Annotated in this window: 13 protein-coding genes; 12 read left to right on the top strand and 1 reads right to left on the bottom strand. The window is 58.0% G+C overall.

Going from position 1 to position 12,714, the window contains the following annotated elements; translation table 11 throughout:
• The first annotated feature begins 108 nt into the window (after positions 1-108).
• From metK to VMN77_01840, 8 genes are all read left to right on the top strand, one after another.
• Entirely contained in the window at positions 109-1,260 is a 1,152-nt protein-coding gene (gene metK / locus VMN77_01805) for a methionine adenosyltransferase (GenBank protein HTN42514.1), read from the top strand.
• Positions 1,260-2,516 (top strand): adenosylhomocysteinase, encoded by a 1,257-nt coding sequence (gene ahcY / locus VMN77_01810; protein ID HTN42515.1) that lies wholly within the window; start codon positions 1,260-1,262, stop codon positions 2,514-2,516. Before metK ends, ahcY begins: the two co-directional genes overlap by 1 nt.
• 103 nt (positions 2,517-2,619) lie before the next feature.
• Entirely contained in the window at positions 2,620-3,090 is a 471-nt protein-coding gene (locus VMN77_01815) for a helix-hairpin-helix domain-containing protein (GenBank protein HTN42516.1), read from the top strand.
• Positions 3,091-3,111: 21 nt separating this feature from the next.
• Positions 3,112-3,549 (top strand): DUF2914 domain-containing protein, encoded by a 438-nt coding sequence (locus VMN77_01820; GenBank protein HTN42517.1) that lies wholly within the window; start codon positions 3,112-3,114, stop codon positions 3,547-3,549.
• A 180-nt stretch (positions 3,550-3,729) separates the two neighbouring features.
• Positions 3,730-4,707 carry an ATP-binding cassette domain-containing protein gene (locus VMN77_01825; protein HTN42518.1) on the top strand — a complete coding sequence of 326 codons (978 nt, stop codon included), beginning with the start codon at positions 3,730-3,732 and terminating at the stop codon, positions 4,705-4,707.
• Positions 4,704-5,474 (top strand): ABC transporter permease subunit, encoded by a 771-nt coding sequence (locus VMN77_01830; protein ID HTN42519.1) that lies wholly within the window; start codon positions 4,704-4,706, stop codon positions 5,472-5,474. Before VMN77_01825 ends, VMN77_01830 begins: the two co-directional genes overlap by 4 nt.
• A gap of 31 nt (positions 5,475-5,505) precedes the next feature.
• Complete coding sequence (locus tag VMN77_01835; protein HTN42520.1) at positions 5,506-7,071, top strand: Gldg family protein; 1,566 nt, start codon at positions 5,506-5,508, stop codon at positions 7,069-7,071.
• A complete protein-coding gene (locus VMN77_01840) occupies positions 7,071-8,459 on the top strand; it encodes a DUF4340 domain-containing protein (protein HTN42521.1) in 1,389 nt (462 codons plus the stop codon). The genes VMN77_01835 and VMN77_01840 overlap by 1 nt, the downstream gene beginning before the upstream one ends.
• Positions 8,460-8,526: 67 nt before the next feature.
• On the opposite strand, the gene VMN77_01845 is transcribed toward VMN77_01840, so the two are convergent.
• On the bottom strand, positions 8,527-9,996 hold the full coding sequence (locus tag VMN77_01845; GenBank protein ID HTN42522.1) for an FGGY family carbohydrate kinase: 1,470 nt from the start codon (positions 9,994-9,996) through the stop codon (positions 8,527-8,529).
• Positions 9,997-10,269: 273 nt separating this feature from the next.
• Between VMN77_01845 and VMN77_01850 the strand changes: the two genes are divergently transcribed.
• From VMN77_01850 to VMN77_01865, 4 genes are all read left to right on the top strand, one after another.
• On the top strand, positions 10,270-10,749 hold the full coding sequence (locus VMN77_01850; protein ID HTN42523.1) for a transposase: 480 nt from the start codon (positions 10,270-10,272) through the stop codon (positions 10,747-10,749).
• Between the two features lie 227 nt (positions 10,750-10,976).
• Positions 10,977-11,852: a rhombotarget lipoprotein gene (gene rhlP / locus VMN77_01855; protein ID HTN42524.1), complete on the top strand. Its 876-nt coding sequence runs from the start codon at positions 10,977-10,979 to the stop codon at positions 11,850-11,852.
• Between the two features lie 29 nt (positions 11,853-11,881).
• Positions 11,882-12,451 (top strand): rhombosortase, encoded by a 570-nt coding sequence (gene rrtA, locus VMN77_01860; protein HTN42525.1) that lies wholly within the window; start codon positions 11,882-11,884, stop codon positions 12,449-12,451.
• 67 nt (positions 12,452-12,518) lie between these two features.
• Positions 12,519-12,714 (top strand): hypothetical protein (locus VMN77_01865; protein HTN42526.1); only part of this gene is annotated, 196 nt, incomplete at its 3' end.

Consider the following 12,714-nt stretch of genomic DNA (forward strand, 5'->3'; position numbering starts at 1 on the left):
ATGAATGGTTTCCATTCAAGAAGTATTCCGAATGCGACCGCCTGGGTTTGCACGTTCAACCATGCTCACCAACACAAGTTGGGAAAAGAAGAGATAAAGGAGATAGAAATGACAGGACAGGATTTTTTGTTCACTTCGGAATCCGTCACCGAAGGACATCCCGATAAAATTTCAGACCAGATTTCCGACGCGATCCTGGATTCCATTATCGGCCAGGATCCGTATGGCCGGGTGGCCTGCGAAACCTTTGTGACCACCGGCCTGGCCTTCGTCGCGGGAGAGATCAGCACCACCTGCTACGTCGAGATTCCGGACATCGTGCGTGAAACCATCAAAGAGATCGGCTACACGCGGGCCAAATACGGCTTCGATTACGAGACCTGCTCCGTGATCACCTCGATCCATGCCCAGTCTCCGGACATCGCACAGGGCGTAGACACCGGCGGCGCGGGAGATCAAGGCATCATGTTCGGGTACGCCAGCAACGAAACACCGGAGTTCATGCCCACTCCCATTATCCTGGCCCACAAGCTGACCCGTCGGCTCTCGGAAGTCCGGAAAAAGGACGTCCTGCCGTACCTCCGGCCGGATGGTAAGTCCCAGGTCACCGTAGACTACCGGGACGGCAAACCGGTCCGGGTCACGACGGTCGTCATCTCGGCTCAGCACAGCCCGGAGGTGACGTTAAAGGAAATCCGGGAAGATATCATTGAAAAAGTCATCAAGCCCATCATCCCCCCCCAACTCATGGATGAAGAAAAAATTATTTATCACATCAACCCCACCGGCCGTTTCGTCGTCGGAGGCCCGCAGGGGGATACCGGGGTGACGGGTCGGAAAATCATCGTGGACACCTACGGGGGCGTCGGGAGCCACGGCGGCGGAGCCTTCTCCGGGAAGGACCCCTCCAAGGTCGATCGCTCGGCGTCCTACATGGCCCGGTACATCGCTAAGAATATCGTCGCGGCGGGGCTCGCCGACCGCTGCGAGATCCAGATGGCCTATGCCATCGGCGTCCCGGAGCCCGTTTCCATCCTGGTCAACACCAAGAATACCGGAAAGGTTCCAAGCCAGAAAATCCTGAAGCTCGTTCAAAAACATTTCCCGTTGACGCCCAAGGGAATGATCGATCACCTGAAACTCCGGCGTCCGATCTACAAAAAGACCGCGGCCTACGGCCACTTCGGCCGAACGGAGCCGGAGTTCACCTGGGAAAAAACCGATTTGGCCGAAACCCTTCGAAAGGAAGCCGGAATATAATGGATTACGATATCAAGGACATTCGTCTCGCGCAAAAGGGCCTGCTCCGGATGGAATGGGCGCAGCAGGAAATGCCCGTCATGGATCTGGTCAACAGGCGTTTCAAAAAAGAGCTGCCGTTGCGAGGGACCCGAGTCTCGGCCTGTCTTCACGTCACCACCGAAACAGCCAACCTGATGACCACCCTGAAGTCCGGCGGAGCCGACGTGGTGCTCTGCGCCTCCAACCCGCTCAGCACGCAGGACGACGTCGCGGCCGCGTTGGTCGAGCACCATCAAATCCCGGTCTTTGCCATCAAGGGGGAGGACAACGACACCTACTACCGCCATATCCAGGCGGCCCTGAATCACCGGCCCATGATCACGATGGACGACGGCGCCGACCTCGTCTCGACGCTTCATTCCAAACGGAAAGACCTCCTGAAGGACATCATCGGCGGGACCGAAGAGACCACGACCGGCGTGATCCGCCTGAGAAGTATGGCCGCGCGGGGCGTTCTGAAGTTCCCAATCGTCTCGGTCAACGACGCCAACACAAAGCACCTTTTCGATAACCGCTACGGCACCGGCCAGAGCACCGTCGACGGAATCCTGCGCGCCACCAATCGTATGGTGGCCGGGACGGTCTTCGTGGTCAGCGGTTACGGCTGGTGCGGGCGCGGCCTGGCGATGCGGGCCAAGGGGATGGGCGCCGACGTCGTCGTCACGGAAATCGATCCTCTCAAGGCGATCGAGGCCGTCATGGACGGTTTTCGCGTCATGCCCATGGCCGGGGCGGCCCAGATCGGCGACTTTTTCGTCACCGTCACCGGCGACATCAAGGTCATTCGCCGCGAGCACTTTGCGGTCATGAAGGACGGCGCGGTCGTCTGCAACTCGGGCCACTTCAATGTCGAGATCGACATCCCCGCACTGGAGAAAATGAGCCAGCGAAAGCGCGCGATCCGTGAATTCGTGGATGAGTACACGCTGTCCAACGGACGGCGCGTCAACCTGCTCGGGGAAGGCCGCCTCATCAACCTGGCGGCCGCGGAAGGCCACCCGGCCAGCGTCATGGACATGAGCTTCGCCAATCAGGCCCTCTCGGCCGAGTACATGGTGAAGAATTCCAAGAAACTGGAGCGGAAGGTTTATCCTGTACCCGCCGCGATCGACCAGGAAATCGCACGGCTGAAACTCAAAGGTATGGGGATCCAGATCGATCGGCTCACCAAGGAACAGGAGAAATACCTGGCCTCCTGGGAGATGGGTACATAGCGACCGGGATTCCCAGGATCTCCATACCTATCACCAATAAAAGCCTGGTATTTCGACCTCCCGCCCCCTCTACTCGGCCTACGATTGTGTTATAATTATCCTCATGACGAACCAACAGATCGCGGACGCATTTCGGAGCATCGCAGACCGCTTGCAACTGGAAGGCGCCAACCCTTACCGGATCCGGGCCTATCGGAACGCGGCAACGAATCTTGAACGATCGAAGGATTCGGCGGCCGATCTGGCCCATCGCGGCCAGTTAAAAAAGATTCCCGGGATCGGCCGGGATCTGGAACGGAAAATTTTGGAGGGCCTGAAAACCGGAACGATCCGCGAACCGGATTTCGACAATCCGGTCCCAGACCGCATTCCCTTCCATGTTCCCGGGCTCGATCCCAAATGGGCGATGTTGCTCCACAAGCGATTTCAGATCGAAAACCTCCAGGACCTTGAACAACTGGCCCGATCCCGCCTTCTTCGAACGCTTCCGGAACTGGGCACCGAGCTGGAACACCGGATCCTGGACGGTTTGGAGAGCTTGAAGAAAAATGAGCGTCCGTTGCCATCTCCCTGACCGTCGCGAAAGGGATCTGTAATGGCTTCGACTCGTCTTAAAAAGGAAAAACTGCTTTCCCACGGTTTGCTGGCGCTGGGAATCCTGACCGCGATCCTGGCGACCCGCCTCGCCTATTCCGAGGAAAAGAGCCCGCCGGCCCTCACCATCGAAGAAGCCGTGATCGCACCCGGGGTGGAAAACCTGACGCCGGTCAAGCCGGCCCTGTCGTTTGATTCGACCGTGGGAAAACTCTATTGCTTCACCCGGATCAAGAGCGATCGGCCCCCCGCCTTTATCAAACACCTCTGGTTCCAAGGGGACAAGATGGTGATGGAAGTGACCCTTCCCGTCAAATCGACGAGCTGGCGGACCTACAGCACGAAAACGATTTTACCCTCCGCCTCCGGAGATTGGAAAGTGGACGTAACCTCCGAGGATGGGACCGTCTTGAAAACCCTGAACTTCAGGATCCGGTAAGAAACGATCCCGCCCGCCCGAAACCAAGGCCCCGGGTCTGAAACTTGACAAAGGATTTTTCGTTACGCTATATTATTTTTCCAGTGATGAAAAACATGTTTTCCTTTCAATTCATTCCATTCAGGTCGGTTGAACTCCCGCCTGCCGTCGAAAACTCGCCGTGAAAGAACCGGGCCTTAAATGATCAACGTTCAAAATCTCACGAAGCGATACGGGGATCTCACCGCGATCGAGGACGTGACCTTCAACGTGCAGAAAGGCGAGATCCTCGCTTTCCTGGGACCCAACGGCGCGGGGAAGACCACCACCATGCGCATCCTGACCTGCTTCCTCCCGGCCACGAGCGGAACGGCCTCCGTCGCCGGCTACGATATTTTCGAGCAGCCTCAGGAGGTCAAGAAACACATCGGCTATCTCCCCGAGTCCCCGCCCCTTTACACCGAGATGACCGTAACGGAATATCTCCGCTTCGTATCCAAGATCAAGGGCATCGAACGGAGGGATCGAGCCCAGGCGCTGACGCGGGTGTTGGAGCGCTGCGCGCTGACCGATGTGCGTCACCGCCTGATCGGCAACCTTTCGCGGGGATACCGTCAACGCGTCGGGCTCGCCCAAGCCCTGATCCACAACCCCGAGGTCCTGATCCTGGACGAACCGACCACGGGCCTCGATCCGAAACAGATTATCGAGATGCGCGAGGTCATCAAGGAACTCGCCGGACAACACACGGTCATCCTCAGCACGCACATTCTTCCCGAAGCCACCGCCGTCTGCCAACGCGTGGTGATCATTCACAAGGGCCGGATCGTGGCCGTCGACACGCCCGACACGCTGTCCGCCCAGCTTCGTCAGTCGGAAAAGATCCGTTTGACGCTCCGGACGCCCTCGCCCGAAACCGCCGAGGCGTTAAAAACCGTCCCGGGCGTCGTCTCGATCTTTCAGGAACCGTCGACCGACGGACAGGTGTTCATGGTGGAATGCGAGCTCGGTCGCGACATCCGGACCGAGCTCGCCGCCCAGGCGGTCCGCCGCGGCTGGGGCCTGCTGGAATTGACCGCGGTCAAGCTGTCCCTCGAGGACGTCTTCCTCCAGCTGACCCAGGAAGAATCGAACCCGGAAGAACCGAAGGAAGCCGTCCTGAAGGGAGATGCGGCATGAGAAGCATGCTGGCCATCATGGGAAAAGAGCTCCGCGTCCTTTTTACCTCGCCGATGGCCTACGTGGTGACGGCGATCTTCATCCTGATTTCGGGTTACCTGTTTTACAGCATCGTGCTATTCGCCAGCAGCCAGAGCATGCAGATCATGCGCGTGCAGGGCGCGCTCCCGCAGATCAATCTGAACGATCTGATTTTCCGCCCGACCTTCCACAACATGGCGGTGATCCTGATGCTCACCCTGCCCCTGATCACGATGCGCCTCCTCGCCGAGGAAAAAAAGATCAAGACGATCGAATTGCTGATGACCTCCCCGGTGCCGCTGCTGTCCATCGTGCTGGGGAAATACCTGGCCGCGATGGTGGTCTTCTCCCTGATGCTGGCCATGACCGCTTATATGCCCTTGCTGATGTGGTACTACGGTTCGATCCAGTGGACGCCGATCCTGACGGGCTACCTCGGCATCTGGCTCCTGGGCGGCGTTTTCATCGCCGTCGGCCTGCTGGCGTCGTCTTTGACCGAGAATCAGATCATCGCCAGTTTCATCGGCTTCGGCGCGGTCCTCATCCTGTGGCTGATCGGCTGGATCTCCCAGACCGTCTCGGACACGTCCTGGGGGTCGTTCCTCACCTACCTTTCCATCGGCGAGCACACCGAGAATTTCATCCGGGGAATGATCGACACCAAGGACCTGGTCTACCAGGCCACGCTGATCGTCGCGGGACTGTTCATCACCCACCGCGTCCTGGAGTCGCAGCGGTGGAAATAAAAATGCCAATCCCGAGAAAAAAGATTCCCTCATGCTGAATTCACTAAGCAAAGGCGCCGGCTGGCTGGGCTTTCTGACGGCGATCGCCGCGGCCATCGTCTATCAGGTCAATCCCGAATGGAAACTCTACGTTACGCTCGCGGAGCTGGCGGCGCTCGGGCTGCTGGTCTTTTTCTTCATCGTTCATTTCGAGGCCCTGAAATCCTTCTCGACGCGGCGCTCCACCAAGCTCGGGGCCAACAGCATCCTCATGGTCCTGATCTTCATGGCCATCCTGGGCATCCTGAACTTCATCCTGTCCCGGCATCATCTGCGCTTCGATTTTTCGGAAACCTCGGCCTTTTCCCTGGCGCCGCAGACGCGGCAGGTTTTAAAGGACCTGCACCGGGACGTGAAGATCACGGCCTTCGTCTCGGATCAAGGACGGAGCCGGGCCAAGGACCTGCTGAGTAGTTACAACTACCGGAACCCGCGAATCGCCTACACGCTCGTCGATCCCGACAAAAGGCCGTCCCTGGCCAAACAGTACGGAATCACCCAGTACGACACCCTCGTTCTCGAAAGCGGAAAACAGGAAACCCAGATCAAGACGGTCGACGAGCAGGAATTGACCAACGCGATCATCCGCATCGGTCAGGATGAGCGTCGGAAAATCCTGTTCCTGGAGAATCACGGAGAGCACCGCCTTTCGGACACGGAGAAAACGGGCTACTCCCGCGTGAAGGACGGTCTCGAGAAACAGGGTTTCGATGTCGGCGCGCTCTCGCTCCTGGAGGAAGGCAAGGTTCCCGACAAAACGGCCGTTCTGGTCATTCCCGGGCCCCAGAAAGGGTTTCTCCCGCAGGAAAAGGCCGCGCTGTCCGCTTATCTGGCCGCCAACGGCAAGGTCCTGCTTCTCCTCGACCCCGATGTTCAGGCCAACCTGGACGACTTCCTGTCCCAGTGGGGAATCAAAATGGGGAAGGGGCTGATTATCGACCCCGTCTCCCGGCTCCTGGGCGGGGATTTCACGGTGCCCGTGGTGACGAACTACCCCCCTCATGACATCACGAAAAACTTCAACCTGGCGACCTTTTTCCCGGTGACCCAGTCGGTCAACTTCGACCCGGGCCGGTCTTCGGATTTCGATTACAAACCCCTGGCCCAGACCAGCGACAACAGCTGGTCCAAGACCCGCCTGACCGAGACCCGGCTGAATTTCGATCCGGCGGAAGACGTCCGCGGGCCCTTGACCCTGGCGGTCGTGGTCACCCGGAAGACCCTTTCCGGGTCGCCCGAACCCCATGCCCATGACGCCCCCAAGAAGCCCGAAGCGCCCGAGGAGGCGCGGCCGACGCTGGTCGTGTTCGGAGACTCCGACTTTGCCGCGAACGGGTCGTTCAATTTTTCCGGAAACGGCGACCTGTTCCTGAATACCGTGACCTGGCTGGCCCAGGAAAAGGGCCTGATCTCCATCCGGGCGAAGGAAACCCATTTCACCCCGCTGTTCATGTCGCGGTCCCAGGGAACGGTCCTGATGTACGTTTCGCTCCTGTTTCTGCCCGGCGCCGTATTCATCACCGGGATCGCCATCTGGAAACGTCGGCGGCTTTTATAGTGCGCAACAAATTTGCAACGACATACATCCTGGCCGCCGTGCTCCTGCTGCTCGCGGCCTACCTGATCGTCGTCGAGATTCCCCAACGGAAAAAAGCGGGGGAGGCCGAACAGAACGCGGACCGGCTGTTTAATTTCGCGAGCGGCGACGTCGACACGATCGAGCTGCGCTATCCGTCCGGTCCGATCGAACTGAAAAAATCCGCGGACGGGAAATGGCGGCTGACGAAGCCCTTCGAAGCCGAGGCCGACCAGCGGGAGGTCCAGAGCCTGATCGCGACGGTGGGGGACATCCGCTTTACCCGGGTGGTGGAGGATCAGGCCCCGAACATGGCCGAGTTCGGACTGGCGCATCCCAACGTGGACATCACGCTCACCCTCCCCGACCGCTCGGAGCGGCTCCTGATCGGCGATGACGGGCCGATGCCGAGCACCATTTACCTTCAAAAGGACGGCGACCCGCGGGTCGTCCTGGCGCAGCAATGGATCAAGGGATCGCTGACCCGGACGGCCTTCGATTTTCGGACGAAGATCATCCTCCCGATCGATCACGACAAGGTGGATCAGGTGGACCTCGAATTTCCCAAACAACATTTTCTGATCACCAAACAGGACAAACAGTGGCAGCTGAAGAAACCGAAGGAAGCTCCCGCGGACGAGGATGCACTGAACACCCTGACGCTGATGCTCCAAAACCTCCGGGCCACCTATTTCATCGATCCCGGCCCCGACCATGACAAGACGCTGAAGGGCCTGAAAAAACCCCTCGTCACGGTCACGATGCAGGAAACGGATAACGGCGCTAAAAAATCGCAGACCGCGCGATTTTACACGGCGTCTGAAAAAGACAGCGTCTACGTCGTCACCGACCCGGGAAAACCGATCTACCGCGTGGCCAAAGCCAATATGGATGAGCTCAAACCGGAGCTGTTTCACTACGAGGATAAGCGCATGGTCAGCTTCAAGCCGGAATCGGTGAAGGCCATCGAGGTCCGCACACCGAAGGATCGATATGCGCTGATTTCGAAGGAGACGGGCTGGGCCATGAAGGAGGAGACCCGGCCGCTCAAGCAGGACCTCGTCAAACGTTTCCTGGATCAGGTCGAAAAGCTCAAGGCGTATCAGACGACCGAGGCCCCGGTAAAAAAACCGGCCACGGTCGGACTGAAGCCGCCCCTCTATGAAATCCGCCTGACGGATCAGAATCCGAAATCGCCGGTCGAATTGCGGCTGGGAAAAGAGCTCAAAGGGATGCTGTACGCGCAGGGCAACACCCCGATCGGCATCGGACTGGTGAACAAGGATTTTCTCGACGAGATTCCGCGGAAGTCGGAGTTGATCAAGAAGGAAGAGCCGAAGAAAGAGGAAAAGCCCGTTAACAAAAAGTAGGGGCGGGGCTTGCCCTGCCCGGTTTGAATGACGTTTTACCATCGTAGGGGCGACGCATGCGTCGCCCCTACAGCACCTCCCCGCCGAACATCTTTACCGCCTCGATCGCCTTTTTCCACCCGCCGTAGATATTTTCCCGTTCCGCTTCCGAAATCCGGGGCCGGAAGATTTCGCCGGCCCGATTTATCGGAACCGACGAGGGCGCTTTCCACCAGCCGCCGCCGACGCCGGCCAGGAGCGCCGCGCCGAGGGCCGTGGCCTCGGTAATGACCGAGCGGCGGATCGGGATGCCGAGCCAATCAGCCTGTGTCTGAACCAGGGAGGCGATTTGCGAGCCCCCGCCCCCGGCCGTCAGCGTCCTGATCCGGATGGGCCCGTTTCGTTGAAGGGCCTCGACACTGTCCTTGATCAAAAAGGCGACGCCCTCGATCGCGGCCCGGACCACGTCGGCCTTGGTCGTGGTCGGTCCGAGCCCGAGTATGCCCATCCGGGCCTGACTCACCCAGTGGGGAGCGCCCAAGCCCGCAAGGGCCGGGACGAGATAAACCCGTTCGCCGGACGATTTCACAACCCGGTCGATCTCAGCGACCGATTTGAGCCATCCCGCCTTTATAAGCCAATCGAAGGCGCTTCCCACCGCGTTGACCGTTCCCTCCGCGACATAGGCCGTCTCCTCCGGCGTCGTCCAGGCCAGGCTGGATAGCAACCCGGGAAGCGGAACAGATTGGGGGCCCGTGTTGACCAGCAGAAAGCCTCCGGTACCGTAGTTCACCACGGCCTCGCCCGGATGAACCGCCCCCAGTCCCAACAACCCGGCCTGCTGATCCCCGATCAAGGCGCGGATCGGGATTTCAACGCCCCCGAGGCGCGCCGTCCCGTAATCGGCCGCAGTCGGAAGGATGCGCGGAAGGATGGCCGGAGGGATACCGAACAGCGATAGCAATTCCTCATCCCACGCCAGGCGGTGCAAATTCATCAGGAGCATCCGCGCCGCGTTGGCATGATCCGTCGCGTGGACTTCGCCCTTCGTGAGATGCCAGGCCAGGAAGGTATTGACCGTCCCGCAGAGGACACTCCCCTTCTCGGCCTTGGCGCGCAGTCCCTTCGAGCGGTCCAGAAGCCACCTCAGCTTCGGGGCGGCGTAATACGGCGTGAGCCTCAATCCGGTTTTCGAGCGGATCAGGTCGCGGTGCTCCCCCCATTGCCGCGTCAGCTCGTCCGCTCTCAAATCCTGCCAGCTGATCGCGGGGGTCAACGGCCGTCCGGATTTTTTATCCCAAAGGATGATCGTGGAACGTTGGTTGGCGATGCCGAGGGCCGCGATGGTATTATTCCTGCCGACGGATCGGAGGAGTTGTTTGGCGGCTTGCAGTTGAGAATTGAGGATGGCCTTTGGATCATGCTCGACCCAACCCGGGCGAGGACGGACGGCTTTGAGCGGCGCGGATGCAAGACGAACGATCCTTCCCTTGCGGTCGACAAGAAGCGCCTTCGAGTTCGTGCTGCCCTGATCGAGTCCCAAAAGATAGTCGGCCATGCGGCGCATGGTAGAAGAACTGTTCGATCTTGTCAAACGCGGAGTGACGGAAGAGATGCAGAAAGTTGACGTTTGGACGTGGTTCCAGTATATTCTGATTTGACGTACCGCCGGTCTGGGCCGCGGCTTATATAACAAGGTCCCGACCCCCAAACCGGTTACCGGAGGCGCACCTTATGGTCCTTCGCTCCCCTTCCGCTTCTCAAATCCATTACAACCCTGAAATTCATCACCGCCTGATCGATCCGGCTGAAGAGATATGATTATTCCCAGGTGGGGGCGTATTTCATTACGATCTGCACATGGAATAAGGAATGCTTGTTTAGAGACGTCGCAGACGGTCAACTACAATTGAACGGTTACGGAAAGGTAGTGCAGGAGGAATGGTTGCGAACAGCCATTATCAGGCCAAATGTGATACTGGATGAATTCATCGTGATGCCTAACCATTGTCACGGGATCATGGTGATCTCGGGCCCAGGTAGGGGCGTATTGCCATACGCCCCTACGACACGTCGGACACCGTTTGGATCCCCATCGCAAACCATCGGCGCAATTGTACGCGGTTTCAAATCCGCGGTCACGAAACGTATCAATACCAAACGTCATGTATCGCGTGTTCCTGTCTGGCAACGCAATTATTATGAAAGGGTGATCCGCGATGATTCCGAAATGCACCGCATCCGGGAATACATCGCCGAAAACCCCGCCCGGTGGTTGGAGGACGAAGAAAATCCGAATCGCCAATTATAGGGGCAGGCCCCCGTGCCTGCCCGGATCAGGATATGGGGAACCAAAAAGGAGCAATTTATTCGACCTGTATCTATTATATATAGGTATATATAGGCCGAAGGGCGGATTTGGCCAGAGGGCAGGGTTGGCGGGGAAAGACTTGGGCCGGGTCTTAAGATATAAATTGCTCCCCGCGCCGGAGCCGAAGGTGGCGTTCAACCGTGTTTGTCAATCAAAGGAGGTCAAACATGAAACCCGCGAGATATTATTTTATAACGGCAGGTCTTCTGATCTTCGCCACCGGGCTCTCAATCAGCTGCGCCACCCAACGGCAACACCATAACAGCAGCGTGGTCGACTATCTTTACCCGGGCAAATCCGACCCGATAGAGAATGCCGCCATCCCCGTCTTGTCCCTGCCCATAAAAGTCGGCATCGCCTTTGTGCCGGGAAGTGAACAATCGAGGACCGGGTTCACGACAAACTTTTCGGCTCCGATGACTCCGCCTCTTCCGGAGAAAGAAAAGATCGCGCTGATGAAGGAGATCGGGGACAATTTCAAAAAATACCCGTTTGTTAAATCGATTGAGCTGATCCCGTCGGCCTACCTGAGGCCCGGGGGAAGCTTTACCAACCTGGATCAACTCCGGACCATGTTCGGTGTCGATGTGATTGCCCTTCTCTCCTACGATCAGGTTCAGTTCACGGACGAAGGCATGCTCTCCATGAGCTATTGGACCCTGGCCGGCGCGTATGTCGTGAGAGGAGAGAAGGACGACACAAATACCATGGTGGACGCGGCGGTTTACCATATTCAAAGTCGTAAGATGCTTTTTCGTGCGCCCGGCATCAGCCAAATCAAAGGATCGGCAACGCCCGTCAACCTGAGCGAGCAACTTAGAACGGACAGCACCGCAAGTTTCCATGAGGCCGCGAAAGATCTCGTGGTGAATCTCCAAGAACAACTTGAACTTTTCCAAGAAAAGGTCAAAACCTCGCCCGAAGAATTCAAGGTCGTACAAAGACCGGGTAGTACCGGCGGGGGTGGTATTGATCCTTTCGTACTGATTCTAGTCTCCGGGATGGGAGCTTACAGCCTATGGCAACGCAAAAATCACAATTGAGGGACAGCCCTAATCCCGTCTGGACCTTGATGGTGGTCGCCGCCGGGATTCTCGCTTATGTCGTTCCCAACTCGGCGTCGCTGATTGTATACGATCGCGCGGCTATCCTTTCCGGCGAGGTATGGCGGCTCATCACCGGGAATTGGGTGCATTTCTCCCTCAGTCATCTTGTTTATGATTCCGCGACGCTCGGCATCGCCGGCTGGATGATCGAACGCCGCGGTTATCCATACTACAAAAGTTTATACATCATTTCGCCGATTCTGATCGGCGCCGGACTGCTTGCTGCGCAACCGAACCTCCAATTCTACGGAGGACTTTCCGGAATTGCCTGCGGAGCGGTTGTTTATCTCACCCTCCAGGGCCTACGAGATGCCGGACCGTGGCGCTGGATTTGCCTGACCGTACTTCTTCTCACCACCGGCAAGATCATTCTGGAATCGGCAATGAACGCGTTTGCCTTTGTCAAGGTGGACGATGCCCCATTCGCGCCGGTTCCATTGAGCCATGTTTTGGGAGGGATGACAGCACTTTTGATTTTCTGCTGGCCCTTTGCCAGGGATTTGATGCGTTTAAAAACCCCCGGTGTCGGTTCGTGAAATTTGACCTTGCGCCCCCGCGCCGGAGCCGGGGGCGTGGAAAAGATCAAATAATACCGGAGGACCGATGCGTAACCATCTGAAATCAGCAGTTAGCATCTTAGCCGGCATTCTATCGCCGGCGTTGTCTTTTGCGTCTGATAACAATCCCGACCCGATGGGTTTCTTGGTTACATTCCTCGAAACCTGGGGACCCTTTCTCATTTTCATTATTGTATGGTTTTTTGTCATGCGTCGGATGCGATTCAACCAGCCCTGGGATC

The sequence above is a fragment of the Nitrospiria bacterium genome, assembly GCA_035498035.1.
Taxonomy (GTDB): Bacteria; Nitrospirota; Nitrospiria; order JACQBZ01; family JACQBZ01; genus JACQBZ01.

Bases quoted from the DNA above. Each gene is read 5' to 3' on its own strand.
- rrtA (HTN42525.1), top strand. From the start codon at position 11,882: ATGGTGGTCGCCGCCGGGATTCTCGCTTATGTCGTTCCCAACTCGGCG.
- VMN77_01835 (HTN42520.1), top strand. From the start codon at position 5,506: ATGCTGAATTCACTAAGCAAAGGCGCCGGCTGGCTGGGCTTTCTGACG.
- ahcY (HTN42515.1), top strand. From the start codon at position 1,260: ATGGATTACGATATCAAGGACATTCGTCTCGCGCAAAAGGGCCTGCTC.
- VMN77_01825 (HTN42518.1), top strand. From the start codon at position 3,730: ATGATCAACGTTCAAAATCTCACGAAGCGATACGGGGATCTCACCGCG.
- rhlP (HTN42524.1), top strand. From the start codon at position 10,977: ATGAAACCCGCGAGATATTATTTTATAACGGCAGGTCTTCTGATCTTC.
- metK (HTN42514.1), top strand. From the start codon at position 109: ATGACAGGACAGGATTTTTTGTTCACTTCGGAATCCGTCACCGAAGGA.
- VMN77_01820 (HTN42517.1), top strand. From the start codon at position 3,112: ATGGCTTCGACTCGTCTTAAAAAGGAAAAACTGCTTTCCCACGGTTTG.
- VMN77_01845 (HTN42522.1), bottom strand. From the start codon at position 9,996: ATGGCCGACTATCTTTTGGGACTCGATCAGGGCAGCACGAACTCGAAG.
- VMN77_01830 (HTN42519.1), top strand. From the start codon at position 4,704: ATGAGAAGCATGCTGGCCATCATGGGAAAAGAGCTCCGCGTCCTTTTT.
- VMN77_01815 (HTN42516.1), top strand. From the start codon at position 2,620: ATGACGAACCAACAGATCGCGGACGCATTTCGGAGCATCGCAGACCGC.